Raw genomic sequence first — 20,130 nt, forward strand, 5'->3', positions numbered from 1 at the left:
GAGTGTTATTTTACTCACAAACCCCAAGGATGATCATGAACAACCATTTTGACCAACACTGTGCAATCGCGAACGCGTCTGTTATCAATGGCATCAAGGCGCGACGTTTTTCAGCGCCCTTGCTTGCGATGGCGGCGCTTTTAACCTTAGCAGGATGTAGCAATGGTCAAAATGATGCGAATGATGATGTCAGCCCAGACGCCGCTGAGACCGCAGCGACGGGTGATGTGTTGCGTATTGGTACCGAAGGCGCTTATGCCCCCTTTAACTATACCAATGCGGATGGCACCCTTGGTGGTTTTGATGTTGATATTGCCAACGCTATCTGTGCCGATATGAAGGTAACGTGTGAAATCACGGCGCAAGATTGGGACGGTATTATCCCGGGTCTAAAAGCGGGTAAGTATGATGCGATTGTGGCCGCTATGTCGGTGACGCCTGAGCGTGAGCAACAAGTCAGCTTTACAGAGCCGTACTTTAGCAATACCTTAGTGTTTTTGGCCAAAAAAGACAGCAGCTTCGATCCTAGCAATAGCGATGATATCAATGCGCATTCTATTGCCGCTCAGCGCTCGACCATTTCTTCGCAGTGGTTAGAAAAGGTTTATCCAAATGCTGACATGAAGCTTTATGACACGCTAAGTAATGCGTTTTTGGATTTGGGTTCGAATCGTGTTGATGCGATGGTGTCTGATAAGCTGCCAGCGCTAGAATGGCTTGGCTCCACCTCCGGCAGTCAGTATGCGCTCAAAGGTCAAGAGATTGACATAAATGATAATTTTGCCATCGCGGTGCGTCCAGGCGATGCATTGCAAGCAAAAATTAATAAGTCATTGGTTAATATTAAAGCGGATGGCACTTACGATAAAATCAATCAAAAATATTTTGCGATTCCAGCGTCAAGCTCGACGGTCACTACTGAGCCGACAGAAAAACCTGCTGAATAAGTCTTAAAATACATTTAGCACTGTTGCATCGTAACCGTGAGAATGCTGATTTTTAATAGGTTAATTTGAATTCCATTTCATAGGAAGGGTATTGCTTCAATAGCGATATCCTTTTTTTGTTTTTTATAAAAAATAGTTCGGTATTGTGATATTGACTGTTCGGTTTGTAAAAATATGACTAATCTAATGTGTTTTTAAGAAGATAAGCGTCTATTTAAGCACTGCTTTTACGTGTGAGTATTAACATAGCTGGCAGCGAATATGATAAAATCAGCGCTCATTTCTACTGTGTCAATTTCCGCCGCAATAATCGTATTGATTTGACGTCGATCTATGACGCAAAGCACCAAGGTCTATTTGGTATAAAATACGCTTATCAGCAGCGCTCAGCGATTGATGCTGATTCTTTTAACTCATATTTTGCAAATTGCTAATATAAAGAGACTGAGTGGATAATTGTGTTTGATTTACAAGGATTTGGCGCGCTACTACTGAGCGGCGCTACCGTCACCATCAAGCTTGCCATGACCAGTTTAGTCATCGGCATGGCTTTAGGGCTGCTCGGTGCCACAGCTAAGCTGTCCAACGTCTGGCTGCTGCGTAAAATTGCGACTGTATATACAGCGACAATGCGCGGTATTCCAGAGTTGCTATTGGTACTGTTTATCTATTACGGTGGCTCTATGCTGCTGATGACGATTCTCAAGAAATTCGGCTATAACGAATATGTTGAGATTAGTGCCTTTTGGGGTGGCGTGATGGCGTTGTCTATCGCGTTTGGCGCTTATGCGACTGAAATTTTTCGCATGTCGATCCAAGAGATTCCGATAGGGCAGAAGGAGGCGGCACAAGCGATTGGTATGCGTCCTTTTCAGACGTTTTATCGCATTACCTTGCCACAAGTTTGGCAGATTGCGTTGCCAGGATTGGGCAATTTGTTTTTGGTGTTGCTCAAAGATACCGCATTGGTATCGGTCGTGGGTCTCAAAGACATTATGTATCAGGCATCACGTGCCGCCCAATCAACGCAGCAGCCATTTACTTTTTATATGGCAGCGGCGATTATTTATCTGGGTTTAACCATGTTGATTACTGGTTTTATGATGTGGCTCGAATGGCGCGCCAATCCAGCGGCACGCTACGCTAAAAAGCTGAGCCGTCAGTCAACCCACCGTCAATCGACCATAGGATAGAGGAGAGATACTATGGATTGGAATTGGCAGGTTATTTTTGATAGTATTCCTGATTTATTAAACGGGGCAGTATTGACCATACAGCTGGTGGTTATCTCAGGTATTATCGGTCTGTTTTTTGGTTTGGTTTTAGCCCAGTTGCGCTTGTCAAAAAGCTGGCTGGTACAGATACTACCCTTTTCTTATATCTTTTTCTTCCGTGGCACGCCGCTACTGGTACAGATATTTTTGATTTATTATGGTCTAGGACAGTTTGAGGCTATACGCAATTCGTTCTTATGGGAACCTGTGCTCAGTCAAGCGTATTGGTGTGCCATCATTGCCTTTACCATGAATACCAGTGCTTATTTGGCAGAAATCATTCGCGGTGCGATTCAGACCATTCCTGTTGGTGAGCTCGAAGCAGCTGACGCTATCGGTATGTCGAAATGGCAGAAGCTTACGCGTATTACCTTACCCCGTGCCTTTGGTATTGTCATTCCAGCTTATAGCAATGAAGTGATCTTTATGCTAAAAGGCAGTGCGCTTGCGTCAACCATCGCTTTGATGGATATCACGGGTGTCGCTCGAACCATTAGTGCGCGAACTTATACCTTGATGGAGCTGTTCTTTGCTGCTGGTATTATTTACCTTCTATTATCATGGGTGATTCTGTTTAGCTTTAGGTTGTTTGAAAAAAGAATGAACCGCCACACAAGCTATGTACCGCCTGATGTAATGACCAACACCATACCTTAATGGTTTGGCTCAAAATAATGCTAAAAAATCAATGAAATAGCGGGTTAATATCTTAATATTAACCCGCTATTCTTTTGTTTAACTGCCATTTATCTCATTTTTATGACTATTTTTAAAATGAAGATAAGCCCTAGAAAAATAGCGACAGATAGTGCAGTATGTATGACCAAACTATCAATAATCTGCTGTGAGTGCCTAGTATGAGCCAATCACCCCATATGTCTTTAATCAATGCGATTGCTGCCAGTGTCAATGATGACGCGAGCATTGCAACGGTTAACGATAGCGTACGTGCATCCATCGGCAAGGTGGTCTGTGTCGGCCGTAACTATGCGGAACACGCCCGCGAGCTTGGCAATGAGATACCAAAATCACCCATCTTATTTATGAAACCAGCATCGTCAGTGGTCAGTGTGCGTCATGATATCGTCCGTCCCAATCCAGCGATATATGGTGAGACCCATTATGAAGCTGAGCTGTGTGTGCAATTAGCAGCAGACTTATCGGCAGCCACGCTTGAACAAGCACAGCAAGCGATAGGTGGCGTGACCTTGGGGCTGGATTTGACCTTACGTGACTTGCAAAGTAAGCTCAAAGAAAAAGGTCATCCATGGGAGCGTGCTAAGTGTTTCGATGGTGCCTGTGTACTTGCTGATTGGATTGATCCGCAAGCGTTTGGTGATTTTAGTCATGTCGAATATCAGCTTTATATCAATGACGAGTTGAAGCAAGATGGTGACAGTGCATTGATGCTATTTCCAGTTTATGAATTACTGGCAGAGATTAGCCATGCCTTTAGCTTACAAGCAGGTGATGTAATTATGACTGGAACGCCAAGCGGCGTTGGCATATTACAAGCAGGCGATGCGTTAAAATTGAAGCTCGGTGCCCATGAATGGCAGGCGCAGGTTCAATAAATTTTTATAGCAGCACTATTTTATCAGTCGTCAAATGCAGCGACGCCATCATAAAATCCCAAGTTAACGCTTGGGATTTTTTCGTTTTATAAGGTGCTTACAAAGTGCTGTCATGAGACTGTCATCTATGTTTCAACGTTCTGTCATAAACTCTCGGTAGACTTAGGCGTAATTCGTATTTTTGTGGTGATAATTTTAAAGCCGCGCCCAACTCTCCGCCAATCCAGCCTAATAGCAAGGTGACTGATAATGACATTATTGAATAATAAACAACCACTTGCCCATGAAGTCGTTGAAGACTCTAATCCGACTGACAATATCGATTTTCAAACCGTTATTAGTCGTCGTTTAAATCGTCGTAGTATCCTAAAAGGTGGCACAGGATTGACGGCGGCGGCTTTTTTTGGGGCGCTACCTTTGGTTGGCTGTAGCGATGATGATGACAGCAGTCCTATCAAAAATACTGATAATAACGCGGCTATCCCTGCACAGGGGGATCTCAAACGTCCTGAGACTTTGAAGTTTACGGCAGTGGCGCATTCAACTGCCGAAACGATGAGCGTGGCAGCAGGCTATAAAGCCGAGATGATATTACCACTGGGTACGCCGCTGATATCTGGTATCGACGATTGGAAAGACAACCGAGAGCAGTCGGCAGAGTCATTCGAGTGGCGCATGGGTGATAACCATGATGGCATGTGGTTCTTTGGTAAAAAGGGCGGCGCTTATGATGCCAAAGCGGCAGAGAATGGTCTACTGGTGATGAATCATGAATATGTAAACAGTAATGAGCTGAGTCCGTTTGGCTATCATGTGATCCAAGATAACAAAGCCGCGCCCATCTTTAAAAATAGTCGACTCGCGAGTGACGTGCGCCGAGAAGTCAATTGCCATGGGGTAGCAGTGGTCGAGATGAAACGCCGCGCTGATGGCATGGGCTATGAGATGGTGACTGATTCGAAATATAATCGCCGTCTCACGAGTAGTAGTACGGCGCAGTTGACAGGGCCAGTTGCTGGTTCTGATTTGGTCAAGACTAAGTTTGATCCGACAGGCTTTCAGACGCGCGGCATCAATAATAATTGCGGTGCAGGCTTGTCACCTTGGGGTACCTACCTGACCACCGAAGAGAACTTTTTAGGGGTATTCGCCCGTGGGCAAGATGCTAGCCAATTAAGTGATGGGCAAAACTATGGTCGCGAACGCTACGGTGCAACAGAGGATTTCCCAGGCTGGGAGTATCTGTGGCACACACCTGAAGCCAAAGATGCCAAGATAGCCGATGAGTTTTCGCGCTGGGATATGACCGCCGTCGGTACCAGTGCGGCTGACGATTATCGTAATGGCTTTAATACCTTTGGCTATATCACCGAAATTGACCCTTTTGACCAAAACTCTATGCCGCAAAAACGTACGGCACTGGGACGTTTTGCCCATGAAAACTGTGCTTATGCTCCGGTTGAACAAGGCAAACCGGTGGTCTTTTATATGGGCGATGATGCTCGCGGCGAATATATTTATAAGTTTGTCTCCAAAGCCACATGGTCAAATAGTGATATCGGCGGTGGCTTAAAAGCGGGCGATAAGTATTTGAATGACGGTACGCTCTATGTTGCTATCTTTAATGAAGATGGCAGCGGTGAATGGAAAGCACTCGTCCATAGTCAAAACGGACTGGATGCTTCCAATACGGTATTGCCTTTTAATGGACAAGATGAGGTGTTGGTTTTTGCTCGTGCCGCAGCAGATGTGGTCGGTGCAACCAAAATGGATCGACCAGAGTGGGTATCGGTTAGCCCTATGACGGGTGAGGTATACGTCACATTGACCAATAATAAATATCGCGGCGTACGCGAAGATCAACCTGTGTCAGCCTCTAATCCGCGTAGCTATCAAGCAGGTGAAAAAGCGGCAGGTAATGACAACGGTCATATCATTCGCTGGGCAGAAGCAGGTGGCGATCATGCGGCCATGAGTTTTGAGTGGGATATTTATCTGTTTGCCACGCCTTATGATCTGACCGCAGAAAATTTGTCACAGTTAAATGATAGCAATGATTTGTCTTCTCCCGATGGTTTGTACTTCGATCCGCGTGGCGTATTATGGATTCAGACCGATGACGGCGCTTATACCGATACCAGCAGCTGTATGTTACTGGCGGCGCTGCCGGGTAAAGTCAGTGATGGGACAGCCATAACGACCTCAGCGGGACAACAAACACGAGTTGGGATGCCTGCTAGTAATGACAATATCAAACGTTTTTTTGTCGGTCCTGAAGGCTGTGAAGTCACAGGTATTACCATGGCTCCTGACTTTAAAACCTTATTTATCAATATTCAGCATCCGGGTAATACTTGGGGCGCTGTTGCTGGAGGCAGTACGCCGCGCTCAGCGACCGTGATGATTACGCGTGAAGATGGCGATGTCATACTGGCAGAGTCGTTTGTCTAGTTAGACATTTGCATGAGTAATGATGTGTTTTTCTCAACAAAAAAAACCCAAGTCATGGCTTGGGATTTTGTGTTTTGGAGGATAGTTATTAATATGCAAGTATTGATATTAAAGGATAGCGCCTTTCTTTGACAATAAAGATACTTGATAATTAAATCATTTTCTTCTGTTTATGACAATTACAGGATAGTATGGAAAATCCTTTCAACTGCTTGATATGTTAACACTATGCCCAGTCCAAAACCTTTAGAAACCATTCATGATTTATTTGCCACCACTCGGCGTCCAACTGCTATTGAGTCGGATACTGGTGAAGGTTTTCAGGGCGATGTCTATGAAGAGTTGGCGAAACTCGAATATATTTATGTCGATGAGCTGAGCGCCGAGACGGTGGACAACAGCTATAGCAAACCGCATCAGCCTATTACGTTGGTTGATTTTTTTGAAGGCTTGGCTCAGTTGGCAACGATGGGCGTGGTGGAAGTCACTGATATTGTAGAGGCTATCCATCGTGAGATCCTGCTACGTCCTTTAGGGCGGTTTAATAAAGGCAATATTGAGCACTGGCAGCACGGTATCACGGGGCGGATTTATGGCACGGTGCGTTATACGATGCAATTGGTGGGCAATAATCTTGCCTCAGGGCTGCGTCTTTATAACACTGTTTCTAAACCCAAAAACATTCAACCTTTACCCAAAAACTTACGGCGCTTGGTCAATATTCTAAATGGCGTCATGGGCGATCACCTTATCACTCATCACAATCCATTGGCAGTATCGATGGTGCTATACGATGAATACAATCGTGTACAAAGTGGTGCGCTGTCAGGGCGCGTTATTATCTTATGCCATGGGCTTTGTATGAGTCATTTGAGCTGGCAGGTATCTGGAGAAGGCAATTTGGGTGAAGTGTTGGTCAATCACTTGCCAAAAGCGACGGTGCTGTATTTAAACTATAATACGGGTCGGCGTATTTCTAGCAACGGACGTAGCTTTGCAAAAGTCTTGCAAGATTTGGTTGAGAATAATCCTGACGTCACTCAGATAGATTTAATCGGTCATAGTATGGGGGGATTATTAAGCCGTAGTGCGTTGTTTTACGGTAAAGAGCAAGGCTTTAGCTGGGTCAAACGCGTGGGCAATCTTGTCACCTTAGGCTCACCGCATCATGGCGCAAGCTTGGAGCAGATTGGACATTTTGTTCAAGATAAAATCGCTAAGCTGCCTTTTGCAGGATCATTGGCTAAATTGGGCGACTTGCGTAGCGCTGGTATTATAGATTTACGTTACGGCAGTATTCGCGATGCTGATTGGAAGTCTACCGAAGGGCGCAGTGTGCTGCCAGCAGAGTTTCGTCATCCCACGCGTTTGCCCCTGCATGTGAATACCTATTTAGTGGCGGCAGCTTTGATTGAAACTCATTATGAATCTAAGACCACAAGTTTGCTTGGGGACGGATTGGTCTCAGTAGAGTCAGCGCTCGGCGAATATACCGAAGAGCATACGCTAGCAGTACCAGAGGGACATAAGGCGATTTTTTATGGCGTCAATCACATGAATTTAATCTACAGCGATAGAGTACATGAGCAAGTTATTGCTTGGTTGTTGGATAATAGGCTAGGCGATGCCCATGATGCAAAGTATGGGCTTGATAGTCGTATCTATTCTTATCCAGAAGTGGATGAAGTGGCCAATTAAGCGTGCTCGAAACCAGTTATATCGTCAGTCATAAATTTCAAGCCCTGACATTAAAAACCCCCAAGCATCACACTTGAGGGTTTTTTTATTACTAAGCGAGCTGCACTAAATCCTAATTACTCAGAAAATATCGTGGTCACATCGTCTTTATTAAATTTATACATCTCGCCACAAAAGCCGCAATCCATCTCAAAATTACCGCCTTGCTCATCAATGATGTCTAAGGCTTCTGCTTCACCGATTTGCTCAATGGCCATCTCACATTTCTCACGTGAGCAGGTACAACCAAATGATAAGGCAACAGGGTCGGGCGCGACGACATTTTCTTCATGATACAAGCGATAAAGGATTTCGTTGGCATCAAGCGTGGTCAACTCTTCAGCTTTCACTGTCCGTGTCAAAACGCTCAGACGTGTCCACAAGTCATCGTCGATACCCGCATCTTGGTTTTGCTCGACTTCATAGGTTTCTTCAGCAGTACGAGGAAGCATCTGTACCAACATTCCACCCGCTTGCAGACCATCAGACGCCAAATTAATCAAGGTTGGAATCTGCGCCGATTGCTTTTGGTAGTGCGCTAAGCAGTCTGCCAAATTGTCATGGCTGCGCTCGACGATGCCTTGATAGGCTTCGCCGCCTTCAGGCTGAATGTTAATAAACAACACGCCTTGACCCATCGCACCCAATTCAGCAAATGCCTCTTTGGCATGAGTCATATTTTCCCAAGCCTGTACTTGCTCATCAGTCTCACCCTTCCAGCTAGCAAGGGCACGGATGATACCGTCTTGATTGCATTCTGCCATTGCCCAGTTTAGCAAGCTATCGCTGTCTGATGATTGCAACTGAATGGACAGATGACCATTGATTTTGACCGTGCCGATAAGCAAACTCGCTGCTGTCAGCATCTCACCCAATAAGCGCTTGATCGCTTCAGGATAAGGCTTTTGGGCTATCGTACTGGCATAGCTGCGTGATAGGCGCACCACATCACCGCGCACTGGCGAATCTTCAATAAAGAAACGTTGACGTACGTCATTGTCACTATGGTTGCCAGCATTCTGGCTGTCCGTATTAGGGACTTGAGTATCTTGTGTCATAGGTCATTTATAGTATTAAGAAGTTGTTAGCTTTATGGGGATTCATCGTGATTTATCAATTGGCCGTTAGATATTGTTTAACAGATTAAAGGCGTTTATTGGATAGTTATGGTGATACTAAACCCGATATCCTTAAAAAATAAGCCTCATTAAAAATTTTTTACCCACACCCGCTAATTTGTTGTACAGTAACATTAAGTTGCATTGTGATAAACAACAGCAACAACAACCGCATGGATGCGTGGCAATAAGGTCAATGAATAAGACCTATGTCGTCCAAGCACTCATTCAATCTTGTGATAATGTGATAAAAGGATGTATCTCATGAGCTATCTATCTTCTAGGTCTTTCTCTAAACCTTTAACTCTCGCTGCTTTTATGGCACTAGGTCTTGCAGGGTGTAATAACAGTAGCCAAACCAGCACTGATGCGCCAGCAGATGATGCAACAGCGACAGAAACCACTACCAACGGTACGCTACAAAAAATCAAAGACTCGGGTACTATCGTGGTCGGTCACCGTGATTCTTCTATTCCATTTTCTTATATCGCTGACGACCCAAATCAGCCGATTGGTTATGCGCACGATTTAGAGATGAAAGTCGTCGAAGCGGTTAAGCAAAAGCTAAACATGCCAGACCTTAACGTCCGTTATAACCTTATCACCTCACAAACCCGTATTCCCTTGGTACAAAACGGCACGGTCGACTTTGAATGTGGTTCGACCACCAACAACGAAGAGCGTCAAAAACAAGTGGCATTCTCTAACGGTTTCTTTGAAATCGGTACGCGTCTATTGACCAAAAAAGACTCAGGTATTCAAGATTTTGAAGACCTAAAAGGTAAGACCTTAGTCACCACCGCAGGCACAACTTCAGAGCGTTATATTCGTCAGTATAATGATGACAACAAAATGGACATGAATATCATCTCAGCAAAAGACCACGGCGAAGGCTTCCTTATGCTAGAAAATGGTCGCGCGGATGCCTTTATGATGGATGATGTACTACTTGCTGGCGAAAAAGCCAAAGCAAAAAATCCTGATGAATGGGTCATCGTCGGCACGCCGCAATCGTTTGAGATTTATGGTTGCATGATGCGTAAGGATGATCCTGAGTTCAAAGCAGTGGTCGATGAAGCGTTAGCGAATGTCTTTAAATCAGGGGAAATCAACAGCATTTATGACAAGTGGTTCTTAAACCCAATCCCACCAAAGAACGTCAATCTAAACTTTGAGATGTCTGACAACTTAAAAGCCTTGATTGCCAGTCCGCATGACAGCGCTCAGCCGAAAGTTGCGACGGCACAGTAATTATTGTCCTGCAACATAGCTTGCTTACGTGTTCAGACTGATGTTGATGTCAATCTGAACACGTAGGATTTTCAGTCGCTGCTCGGAGAGACAACCATGAATTATAGCTGGAACTGGGGTGTGCTCTTTGAGCAGACTGGCATCGGTAATGAGCTTTATATCCATTGGATGATTACTGGTCTTGGCTGGCTACTATTGATTGGTAGTATCGCATGGGCCATTGCTATGGTCGTAGGTACTATCTTTGGCATCATGCGTACTTTGCCTAATAAGACCGCTCGTGCCATTGGCACCGCTTATGTGACATTTTTTCGTAATATTCCACTGCTTGTCCAGTTGTTCTTTTGGTTTTATATTGCACCTGGCTGGCTCACGCCCACGATACAAGAGTGGTGGTATAAGGATTTATCTCCTAACACGTCAGCCATGCTCTCAGCGAGTATTGGTCTTGGCTTATTTACCGCCGCTCGTATCGTTGAACAGGTACGTACAGGTATTGAGTCGTTGCCCGAAGGTCAGATCAATGCTGCTTATGCACTAGGCTTTAGTATTCCACAAGTTTACAAAGAAGTACTGCTACCGCAGGCCTTTCGTATTATTTTGCCCCCGCTCAGCTCTGAGCTGACCAACTGCTTCAAAAACGCCTCCGTCGCCTCGCTCGTCGGGGTAATGGAGCTGATCAGTCAAACCAAAACCATCAGCGAATACACCCAAAACAGCATCGAGATTTATACCTACGCGACGATTATTTATTTAGTATTTAACTTATCGTTGATTGCTATTATGGGGTTAATTGAGCGCAAACTGCGTGTACCTGGGCTCATTGCAGGAGGTCAGAAATGAACATGATGACCGAATTGGCAACAGCCTATCCTGGTTTGATGGGCGGCATGATTACCACCTTAAAAGTGCTGTTTTTGGCGATTATTGGTGGTATTAGCTTAGGAACGGTATTGGCGTTGATGCGCTTGTCTGGTATCAAAGCGCTGGAGATTCCAGCAAAGCTATACGTCAATTATTTTCGTTCTGTACCGCTACTACTAGTGCTACTGTGGTTTTACTTTGCCGTACCGATGATTTATTTTTGGATAGCGGGTAAGTACTTACAACTTGATGCTGCTTTTGCCTCTTGTGTGGTTGCCTTTATGATGTTTGAAGCCGCTTACTTTTCAGAGGTGGTGCGTGCTGGTATTCAATCTATCGGTAGTGGTCAGGTTAATGCGGCTAAAGCGTTAGGCATGACTTATGGGCAGACCATGCGTCTGGTTATTTTGCCACAAGCCTTTCGCAAAATGCTGCCGCTAATCTTGCAGCAGTGTATTATTTTATTCCAAGATACAACGTTGGTTTTCGCTATTGGTTTGACAGATTTTTTCCGCGCCGCCTATGTACGCGGTGAGCTGATGGGTTTGCTGACGCCTTACATTTTGGGTGCTGGTGCGGTATATTTCATCATCAGTGTCAGTGCCTCCGTGGGCGTCCAACAATTGCAAAAGCGTTTGCGATTTTGATAGATATTTATCTTGGCTTGTGCTTTTTGAGTGTTGAGGCTTTGGTTGAGTAGTTGATTTAACTTTTCTTAAATGACGATTATTAAAAACAATGTGGTTAGGAGCCAGTGATGAGCAAAGCTGATACATACTTAAATGCCTTTGGCGGACTGGTCACCAATAATGGTCATGCTAGTGACGAGATGGTCATTCAAATGTCCGATGTCAGCAAATGGTATGGGGATTTTCAAGTATTGAGTGATTGTACGGCGCATGTACATAAAGGTGATGTCGTCGTCGTGTGCGGGCCATCAGGTAGTGGTAAGTCAACCTTGATTAAAACGGTCAATGGACTGGAGCCTTTTCAAGAAGGTGGGATCATGGTAAATGGTATCTCAGTTGGTGCGGCAAAAACCAATCTGCCGAAATTACGCAGCCGTGTCGGCATGGTCTTTCAGCATTTTGAGCTATTTCCGCATTTGACTATCATTGATAATTTGACGGTCGCTCAAATTAAAGTATTGGGTCGTAAAGAGAGCGAGGCCAAACAAAAAGCCATGGCATATTTAGATCGCGTCGGACTAACGGTGCAGGCCGCGAAATATCCCGCGGAGCTATCGGGTGGTCAGCAGCAGCGTGTTGCGATTGCACGAGCGCTAGCAATGGATCCTGTAGCGATGCTCTTTGATGAGCCGACCTCTGCGCTTGACCCTGAGATGATTCAAGAAGTACTTGATGTTATGGTTGAGTTGACTCGTGATGGCATGACCATGATGTGTGTGACCCATGAAATGGGCTTTGCTAGTCAAGTAGCCAACCGTATTATCTTTATGGACGAAGGTCATATTGTCGAGAATTGTAGTAAAGATGAGTTTTTTGAAGGGGCAAAAAGTGACCGCGCGCAACTTTTCTTATCGAAGATTTTGAATCACTAACCATTTATATATTTTTTCTCATGTAGCTCTAGGGTGATATCAAGCGTCTATTTATCAATAGGCGCTTTTTTGTGCGTGATAGCTTGATGTATTTAACAGTGATGTTGATATGATTGGTCTATAAGTGAGTAGATGAGTGCATGGCTGTTTACTGATACAATAGCGGTCAATATGCTAACAACTAAAATAATTGCTTATCTATATGGGAGCTAATATGAGCGCTGAAAACTCAGAAGTATCAAACAACGGTATCGTCATTATTGGTGCAGGTTTGGCAGGCTGGCATGTCATTGATGCCATTCGTGCGAAAGACAAAGACATTCCAATTACCTTAATTACTGCCGACAGTGGCGATCGTTATCACAAGCCAATGCTGACCATGGCTATTAGCCAAAAGAAAAGTGCAGCAGATTTGGTCAGAGCCACTGGCGTTGATGCCGCAGAAGCTGCAAATATTAAGCTACTTGCCAATACGCAAGTGACGGATGTTGACGCTAGTACTCAGCAGTTGCAGCTTATCTCTGCGCTGCGCTCAGATCCCGTCTATACCAATTACGCTACGATCGGCTATGATAAGCTGGTACTAGCGATGGGTGCGCATCCTATCTTCCCAAAAAGCTTGCCAGAGGAACTAGTCTGGCATGTCAATCATATTGAGCGCTTTGGACAGTTGCAAGAAAAGCTAGCAACTGGCAGTCAGCACGTTGCTATCGTCGGTGCTGGTATGGTTGGGACGGAGATTGCAGAGGACTTATTAAAAGCAGGTCATCAAGTGACACTCATTGATTTAAACGATGCGCCACTATCACAAATGCTACCGCCAAAAGCAACGGCTCGTATTGCCCAAGCAGTTAAGTCGCAAGGGATTAACTTTTTAGGAGGGTACCAGGTATCTGCTATTACTCGTATCAGTGATGGAAAACTGCAGGTCAGTTATGAGGCGCTAGCATCAGCGACAGAAAGCAGTACTGCTGAGCCAATCGAACCACTTATGGTCGATCATGTGATTGCCAGTACAGGTCTGACCGTCGATGATAAGCTACCAACTGCAGCTGGTGTCGAGTTTGACCGTCGCACTGGTATCGTGGTAGATGCACCAACCTTGCGTACCAGTACAGCCAATATTTATGCGATTGGTGACTGTATGTCTATCGATGGCGTGCCGTGTCGCTATGTCGCCCCATTACGCGCTCAGGCTGCTACCATTGCCGATGATGTGTTGGGTCTAGATCATAATGGCTACGATCATAAGCCACCCATGATTCGCCTAAAAAACAAAGCAATCTCCGTCATGGTGACAGGCGTGCCAAAAGCGACTGGTAATTGGCAGGTCAAGACAGAAAGTGATGAAGAGCTGGTCATGGACTTGCTAAATGATAGTGATGAAGTCAGCGCAACAGTAACGATTAAATCGCCTGTAGCACCTAAAGCATAATTATAAAAGCATTACAAACCATAGCCAGTGCTGCCATCTTTATGCAGCACTGGCTTTTTTATGTCTATCGCATCTTTTATATAAATAATCAACTTAATAAGATGGCGCAGCAATAATAATCGATACGTCCTGTATCAATATTATTGACAGGCTTTCATTTAAGAGGCTATATAGGTTAGGGCTTGATTTAATTATAGTCTATGGTGACAGAGAATATTCAAGGAAGAATATGACATTTACCTTTGTAGTCTATTACCGCTCTGATAACAAACATTAAACAGCAAAACGAAAGGACTCGTGATGACTCAGATTACCGATTTTGACAGCATTATTAATGAAAGCACGCCTAATAACAGTATTCTCAACAATATCCCTAAAGTTAATGTAGGCGTGCGTTCAGCAAATGCGCCACTCACCAAAAGCCATGATAAAGGTATTGATGTGCCGCTCATTGAAGCGACAATCGGTGATTTTTTTGATGCCATTGTCAATAAATATCCTGATCGTGAAGCTTTGGTTTCTCGCCATCAAAATATTCGCTGGACGTATCGCGAACTACAAGAGAAAGTTAATCAGTTAGCGAGTGCCATGATTGAAATGGGGCTAGAAATCGGTGATCGCATCGGTATCTGGTCACAAAATAATGCTGAATGGCTGTTGATGCAATTGGCAACCGCGAAAGTCGGCGTTATCCTCGTCAATATTAATCCTGCTTACCGTACCTTTGAGCTGCAATATGCACTGAATAAACTGGGCTGTTCGGCATTGGTATTGATGCGTCATTTCAAAAGCAGCGACTATACGCAAATGATTCGCGAGCTATGTCCTGAGATTTATCATAAAAACTATACGCAGCTTGATTTGGTTGAGATTCCGACGATTGAGCGCATTATTTGGATTGATGAGCCAAACTCTGATGAAGACTTTGATTTTATGCAAAAGTTCTCTACATGGATGGCAGAAGGTGATGCCAACGATTCACGTGTAGCAGAGCGCCAAGCCCAGCTGCAAAATACAGACTCTATCAGTGTGCAGTTTACCAGTGGGACGACAGGCACCCCAAAAGGTGCCACATTAAGCCATCGTAACATCCTCAATAATGGCTATTTTCTTGGCGAAGGCATGAAGCTGACCTGCGAGGATAGACTGTGTATTCCCTTACCGCTGTATCATTGCTTTGGCATGGTGGGTGGTAATCTAGCCATTTTGACCCATGGCGGTTGCGCCGTTTATCCTAATGACGGCTTTGATCCGCTTACCGTATTGCAAACGGTCGAAGCAGAAAAATGTACCGCTCTGCTTGGGGTACCGACGATGTTCATCGCAGAGCTCGATCATCCAGAATTCGACAGCTTTGATTTGTCTAGCTTGCGTACTGGTATCATGGGCGGCTCTAGCTGTCCAATTGAGGTTATGCGCCGCGTCATGGATAAAATGCACATGAGCGAGGTGACGATTGCTTATGGCATGACCGAGACCAGTCCAGCTTCTTGTCAAACCAGCTCGCAAACGCCACTCGAAAAAAGAGTCTCCACCGTAGGGATGGTGCTGCCCGCGCTTGAGGTCAAAATCGTCGACACTGAAACGGGTGATGTCGTCCCGATTGGAGAGACGGGCGAATTACTCACTTATGGCTACGCGGTGATGAAAGGCTATTGGGGCAGCCGCTTTAAAACACGCGCGGCGATTACTGATGGCTGGATGCATACGGGTGATTTGGCGGTAATGGACGAAGATGGCTACATCACTGTGGTGGGACGTAGCAAGGACATGGTCATTCGCGGCGGCGAAAACATCTATCCAGTAGAAGTCGAAAACTATCTCTATCGTCATCCGAAGATTCGCGATGTACAAATTGTTGGTGTTCCTGATAAAAAGTATGGTGAGGTACTCGCGGCGTGGATTATTACAAAAGAGCCAAATAGCTTAAGCGAAGAAGAGGTAAGGCAGTTTTGTTGTGACCATATTGCTCATTATAAAGTGCCGACCTACTTTCGTTTCGTTGATGAATATCCAATGACCATCACTGGTAAAATTCAGAAATTCAAAATCGTTGAGCAAATGATAAAAGAATTGGGTCTGGAGTGATTTGAGACTATTAATCACTGGAAAAGCTAGCTTTTTTCTATATATGATAAGGCTGGCTTTTTTGATTTAAGTCATTCAGAAAATTCGTCACTTAATCATGACTGATGAATTTATCTTATCTTATACTATCATTTTAAATGATACATATTGTATTACTATTATTGACAGCCTTCGATTTAAGACGGTATAGTAGCTAACGCTAGTTAAGACCTGTTCAAGGAAGAATGAATCGGTGATAGGCGACTAATAAGCACCATAAAAAGTAAAACGAAAGGACTCGTTATGACGCAAACTTCTGATTTTGATGCGACTCACATTAATTTTGATACTATTCTAAATAGCATTCCTAGTATTAATATGGGCGCACGCTCAGCAAATGCACCGCTTACCCAAAGCTATGATAAAGGCCCTGATGTGCCGCTCATTGAAGCGACCATTGGTGACTTTTTTGATGCTATCGTATCCAAGTATCCAGAGCGCGAAGCTTTGGTTTCTTGCCATCAAAATATCCGCTGGACATATCGCGAGCTACAACAGCAAGTCAATCAGTTAGCGAGTGCCATGATTGAGATGGGGCTGGAAATCGGCGATCGCATCGGTATCTGGTCACACAATAATGCTGAATGGCTGCTCATGCAATTAGCAACGGCAAAAGCCGGTATTATCCTTGTCAATATCAATCCTGCCTATCGTACCTTTGAGCTGCAATATGCCTTGAATAAATTGGGCTGCTCAGCGCTTGTGCTTATGCGTCATTTCAAAACCAGCGATTACGCCAGTTTAATCCGCGAACTGTGTCCTGAGATTTATCATAAAGACTATACCCAGCTTGATTTGGTCGAGATTCCAACGATTGAGCGCATTATTTGGATTGATGAGCCTGACAGTAAAGAAACATTTGGCTTTATGCAGAAATTCTCTGCATGGATGGCGGAAGGCGATGCCAACGATCCACGGGTGGCAGAGCGCCAAGCCCAGCTCAAGAACGCCGATGCCATCAATGTTCAGTTCACCAGTGGCACGACTGGTACGCCAAAAGGTGCAACATTAAGCCATCGTAATATTCTTAACAACGGTTACTTCATCGGTGAGGCTATGAATCTCACAGAAGAGGATAAACTGTGTATTCCGGTGCCACTCTACCATTGCTTTGGTATGGTGCTTGGTAACTTGGCGATTCTGACGCATGGCGGTTGTATCGTTTATCCGAACGATGGTTTTGAGCCTTTGACCGTATTACAAGCCGTTGAAGAAGAGAAGTGTACGGGTCTACATGGTGTGCCAACGATGTTTATCGCTGAGCTTGACCATCCGGAGTTTAAAAACTTTGATTTATCGACTTTGCGTACGGGCATCATGGCAGGCTCTAGTTGTCCGATCGAAGTCATGCGCCGCGTCATCGACGAGATGCATATGAGTGAAGTCACCATTGCATATGGCATGACAGAGACCAGTCCCGTATCTTGTCAGACCAATGAACATACGCCGCTTGATAAGCAAGTATCGACCGTTGGTTTAGTACAGCCTGCGCTTGAAGTCAAAGTCATCAATACTGAAACGGGTGAGACTGTAGCCTTGGGCGAGACAGGCGAACTACTCACACGTGGTTATTCAGTGATGAAAGGCTATTGGGGCAGTCGCTTCAAAACCCGCGCAGCCATCCAAGACGGTTGGATGCATACGGGTGATTTGGCTACGATGGATGAAGACGGTTATGTCAAAATCGTTGGTCGTAGTAAAGACATGGTGATTCGTGGCGGTGAGAATATTTATCCGGTCGAAATCGAAAACTATCTCTATCGTCATCCGAAGATTCGAGATGTGCAAATCGTCGGTATTCCTGATAAAAAGTATGGTGAAGTACTCGCGGCGTGGATTATTCCTAAAGAAGCAGACAGCTTGACGGAAGAAGACGTTCGCGAGTTCTGTAGCGAGCATATTGCCCATTATAAAGTACCGACTTATTATCGTTTCGTGACTGAATATCCAATGACCATCACTGGAAAAATTCAGAAATATAAAATTATTGAGCAGATGATAGAAGAGCTGAGTCTATAGAAATTTGACCACTCTTATCTGTTATTGTATGAATAAGATATATGAGTAAACGCTAAAATAAAGCAGAGAATAAAAAAAGCCACTTGCATCTACGTATTAAAGAAAAAGGGATATCATGAGCGCTATCATAACCAGTAAACTGAGTCCAAACGCCGCTGAATTCCAGCAGAACAGTGCCGCCATGCAAGCGGTGGTCGATGACTTATATGGTCACTTGCGTAAAGTCGTACAAGGCGGTTCAGAGCGTGCGCGTGCCAAGCATTTAGCCCGTGGCAAACTCTTGCCTCGCGAGCGTGTCGAGCGTTTGCTGGATGTGGGTACGCCATTTTTAGAAGTGGCACCGATGGCAGCGTACGATATGTATGGCGAAGAGATTCCAGCAGCTGGCGTGATTGCGGGTATCGGTCGTATCAATGGTATTGAGTGTATGATCGTCTGTAATGATGCCACGGTAAAGGGCGGCACTTATTATCCAATGACGGTCAAAAAACATCTGCGTGCGCAAGAAATCGCGCAAGAAAACAATTTGCCTTGTGTCTATTTGGTGGATTCAGGCGGTGCTAATTTACCCAATCAAGATGACGTGTTCCCCGATAAAGAGCACTTTGGTCGCATATTCTTTAATCAAGCAAATATGAGTGCCGCAGGTATTCCACAGATTGCCGTGGTCATGGGCAGCTGTACGGCTGGAGGGGCTTATGTGCCAGCGATGAGTGATGAGTCTATTATCGTAAAAGACCAAGGCACCATCTTTTTGGGTGGTCCACCACTGGTAAAAGCGGCGACAGGTGAAGAGGTCACAGCCGAAGATTTGGGCGGCGGCGATGTGCATACTCGTCTGTCGGGGGTCGTCGACCACTTAGCACAAAGCGATACGCATGCGTTGTCAATTGCGCGCAACATCGTTAGCCATCTAAATCGTCCTGCTAAGCAAATCCCAAATCAAATCAAGCCGCTTCCGCCGCGCTATGATGCCAAAGAGCTATATGGCGTCATTCCAACGGATAAGCGTAAGCCATTTGATATCAAAGAAATCATTGCTCGTATCGTCGATGACAGTGCTTTTGATGAATTTAAATCACGCTTTGGCACGACGCTAGTTTGTGGATTCGCTCATATCGAAGGGATGCCAGTCGGTATTATCGCCAACAATGGTATCTTGTTTAGTGAGTCAGCACAGAAAGGCACGCACTTTATTGAGCTATGTTGTAAACGCAAAATCCCACTAGTATTCCTCCAGAATATCACTGGCTTTATGGTCGGTCGCAAATATGAAAATGAAGGCATTGCGCGTCATGGTGCCAAGATGGTGATGGCAGTCGCCAATGCAAAAGTGCCAAAATTCACAGTCATCGTTGGCGGCTCATTTGGCGCTGGTAACTATGGCATGTGTGGCCGCGCTTATAGCCCGCGCTTTTTATGGATGTGGCCAAATGCGCGTATCTCTGTGATGGGTGGCGAGCAAGCAGCATCAGTATTGGCAACGGTCAAGCGTGACAATTTTGATCGTAAAGGCGAGGCATGGAGTGATGAGGATGAAGCGGCATTTAAAGCGCCGATTCTCGATATGTATGAAAAGCAAGGTCACCCATATTATGCCACCGCACGTCTATGGGACGATGGCGTAATTGACCCTGCTGATACACGTCATGTATTGGCATTAGGGTTGAGCGCCGCGTATAACGCTCCGATCGAAGAGACGACTTTTGGTGTTTTTAGGATGTAAGCATTTTCAGACCTTCCCATAATAAGCTACTACTGCGTCAACCTCA

The 20,130-nt window shown here is 45.0% G+C and carries 15 protein-coding genes; 14 read left to right on the forward strand and 1 reads right to left on the reverse strand.

What is annotated here, in order from left to right; translation table 11 throughout:
• Positions 1 to 35 precede the first annotated feature (35 nt).
• The 6 genes from JMW85_RS02625 (at position 36) to JMW85_RS02650 (ending at position 7,944) form a co-directional block, all read left to right on the forward strand.
• A complete protein-coding gene (locus tag JMW85_RS02625; protein WP_201539819.1) occupies positions 36 to 947 on the forward strand; it encodes an ABC transporter substrate-binding protein in 912 nt (303 codons plus the stop codon).
• Positions 948 to 1,405: 458 nt separating this feature from the next.
• On the forward strand, positions 1,406 to 2,140 hold the full coding sequence (locus JMW85_RS02630; RefSeq protein ID WP_045453595.1) for an ABC transporter permease: 735 nt from the start codon (positions 1,406 to 1,408) through the stop codon (positions 2,138 to 2,140).
• Positions 2,141 to 2,152: 12 nt separating this feature from the next.
• Positions 2,153 to 2,878 (forward strand): ABC transporter permease, encoded by a 726-nt coding sequence (locus JMW85_RS02635; protein ID WP_201580871.1) that lies wholly within the window; start codon positions 2,153 to 2,155, stop codon positions 2,876 to 2,878.
• Positions 2,879 to 3,078: 200 nt separating this feature from the next.
• Positions 3,079 to 3,795, forward strand: coding sequence for a fumarylacetoacetate hydrolase family protein (locus tag JMW85_RS02640; protein WP_087945530.1), 717 nt, complete (start codon positions 3,079 to 3,081; stop codon positions 3,793 to 3,795).
• 249 nt (positions 3,796 to 4,044) lie between these two features.
• Complete coding sequence (locus tag JMW85_RS02645; RefSeq protein WP_201580872.1) at positions 4,045 to 6,246, forward strand: PhoX family protein; 2,202 nt, start codon at positions 4,045 to 4,047, stop codon at positions 6,244 to 6,246.
• A 228-nt stretch (positions 6,247 to 6,474) separates the two neighbouring features.
• Positions 6,475 to 7,944, forward strand: a complete 1,470-nt coding sequence (locus JMW85_RS02650; RefSeq protein WP_201580873.1) for an esterase/lipase family protein — start codon at positions 6,475 to 6,477, stop codon at positions 7,942 to 7,944.
• Between the two features lie 116 nt (positions 7,945 to 8,060).
• On the opposite strand, the gene hslO is transcribed toward JMW85_RS02650, so the two are convergent.
• Complete coding sequence (hslO, locus tag JMW85_RS02655) at positions 8,061 to 9,041, reverse strand: Hsp33 family molecular chaperone HslO (protein WP_055123454.1); 981 nt, start codon at positions 9,039 to 9,041, stop codon at positions 8,061 to 8,063.
• Positions 9,042 to 9,365: 324 nt separating this feature from the next.
• Here hslO and JMW85_RS02660 point away from each other — a divergent pair, with 324 nt between their 5' ends.
• From JMW85_RS02660 to JMW85_RS02695, 8 genes are all read left to right on the forward strand, one after another.
• Positions 9,366 to 10,352 carry a glutamate/aspartate ABC transporter substrate-binding protein gene (locus tag JMW85_RS02660; RefSeq protein ID WP_045453598.1) on the forward strand — a complete coding sequence of 329 codons (987 nt, stop codon included), beginning with the start codon at positions 9,366 to 9,368 and terminating at the stop codon, positions 10,350 to 10,352.
• A gap of 96 nt (positions 10,353 to 10,448) precedes the next feature.
• The gene (locus tag JMW85_RS02665; protein ID WP_055123453.1) at positions 10,449 to 11,195 is read left to right on the forward strand and encodes an amino acid ABC transporter permease; all 747 of its coding nucleotides are present in this window, start codon (positions 10,449 to 10,451) and stop codon (positions 11,193 to 11,195) included.
• Positions 11,192 to 11,863: an ABC transporter permease subunit gene (locus tag JMW85_RS02670; protein ID WP_060490392.1), complete on the forward strand. Its 672-nt coding sequence runs from the start codon at positions 11,192 to 11,194 to the stop codon at positions 11,861 to 11,863. Before JMW85_RS02665 ends, JMW85_RS02670 begins: the two co-directional genes overlap by 4 nt.
• A 182-nt stretch (positions 11,864 to 12,045) precedes the next feature.
• Complete coding sequence (locus JMW85_RS02675) at positions 12,046 to 12,777, forward strand: amino acid ABC transporter ATP-binding protein (RefSeq protein ID WP_045443837.1); 732 nt, start codon at positions 12,046 to 12,048, stop codon at positions 12,775 to 12,777.
• A gap of 214 nt (positions 12,778 to 12,991) precedes the next feature.
• Entirely contained in the window at positions 12,992 to 14,212 is a 1,221-nt protein-coding gene (locus tag JMW85_RS02680; protein ID WP_227681645.1) for an FAD-dependent oxidoreductase, read from the forward strand.
• A 300-nt stretch (positions 14,213 to 14,512) separates the two neighbouring features.
• Complete coding sequence (locus JMW85_RS02685; RefSeq protein ID WP_201580875.1) at positions 14,513 to 16,300, forward strand: AMP-binding protein; 1,788 nt, start codon at positions 14,513 to 14,515, stop codon at positions 16,298 to 16,300.
• A 282-nt stretch (positions 16,301 to 16,582) separates the two neighbouring features.
• Positions 16,583 to 18,358, forward strand: coding sequence for an AMP-binding protein (locus JMW85_RS02690; RefSeq protein ID WP_201580876.1), 1,776 nt, complete (start codon positions 16,583 to 16,585; stop codon positions 18,356 to 18,358).
• 115 nt (positions 18,359 to 18,473) lie between these two features.
• Positions 18,474 to 20,084, forward strand: coding sequence for a carboxyl transferase domain-containing protein (locus JMW85_RS02695; RefSeq protein ID WP_201580877.1), 1,611 nt, complete (start codon positions 18,474 to 18,476; stop codon positions 20,082 to 20,084).
• The last annotated feature ends 46 nt before the right edge of the window (positions 20,085 to 20,130 follow it).

This window comes from Psychrobacter glacincola (assembly GCF_904846075.1).
GTDB classification, from domain to species: domain Bacteria; phylum Pseudomonadota; class Gammaproteobacteria; order Pseudomonadales; family Moraxellaceae; genus Psychrobacter; species Psychrobacter glacincola_C.

Excerpts from the sequence above, each read along its gene's own strand:
- JMW85_RS02635 (WP_201580871.1), top strand. The coding sequence starts at position 2,153 with ATGGATTGGAATTGGCAGGTTATTTTTGATAGTATTCCTGATTTATTA.
- JMW85_RS02675 (WP_045443837.1), top strand. The coding sequence starts at position 12,046 with ATGGTCATTCAAATGTCCGATGTCAGCAAATGGTATGGGGATTTTCAA.
- hslO (WP_055123454.1), bottom strand. The coding sequence starts at position 9,041 with ATGACACAAGATACTCAAGTCCCTAATACGGACAGCCAGAATGCTGGC.
- JMW85_RS02690 (WP_201580876.1), top strand. The coding sequence starts at position 16,583 with ATGACGCAAACTTCTGATTTTGATGCGACTCACATTAATTTTGATACT.
- JMW85_RS02670 (WP_060490392.1), top strand. The coding sequence starts at position 11,192 with ATGAACATGATGACCGAATTGGCAACAGCCTATCCTGGTTTGATGGGC.
- JMW85_RS02640 (WP_087945530.1), top strand. The coding sequence starts at position 3,079 with ATGAGCCAATCACCCCATATGTCTTTAATCAATGCGATTGCTGCCAGT.
- JMW85_RS02665 (WP_055123453.1), top strand. The coding sequence starts at position 10,449 with ATGAATTATAGCTGGAACTGGGGTGTGCTCTTTGAGCAGACTGGCATC.
- JMW85_RS02660 (WP_045453598.1), top strand. The coding sequence starts at position 9,366 with ATGAGCTATCTATCTTCTAGGTCTTTCTCTAAACCTTTAACTCTCGCT.
- JMW85_RS02695 (WP_201580877.1), top strand. The coding sequence starts at position 18,474 with ATGAGCGCTATCATAACCAGTAAACTGAGTCCAAACGCCGCTGAATTC.
- JMW85_RS02645 (WP_201580872.1), top strand. The coding sequence starts at position 4,045 with ATGACATTATTGAATAATAAACAACCACTTGCCCATGAAGTCGTTGAA.
- JMW85_RS02685 (WP_201580875.1), top strand. The coding sequence starts at position 14,513 with ATGACTCAGATTACCGATTTTGACAGCATTATTAATGAAAGCACGCCT.
- JMW85_RS02680 (WP_227681645.1), top strand. The coding sequence starts at position 12,992 with ATGAGCGCTGAAAACTCAGAAGTATCAAACAACGGTATCGTCATTATT.
- JMW85_RS02650 (WP_201580873.1), top strand. The coding sequence starts at position 6,475 with ATGCCCAGTCCAAAACCTTTAGAAACCATTCATGATTTATTTGCCACC.
- JMW85_RS02625 (WP_201539819.1), top strand. The coding sequence starts at position 36 with ATGAACAACCATTTTGACCAACACTGTGCAATCGCGAACGCGTCTGTT.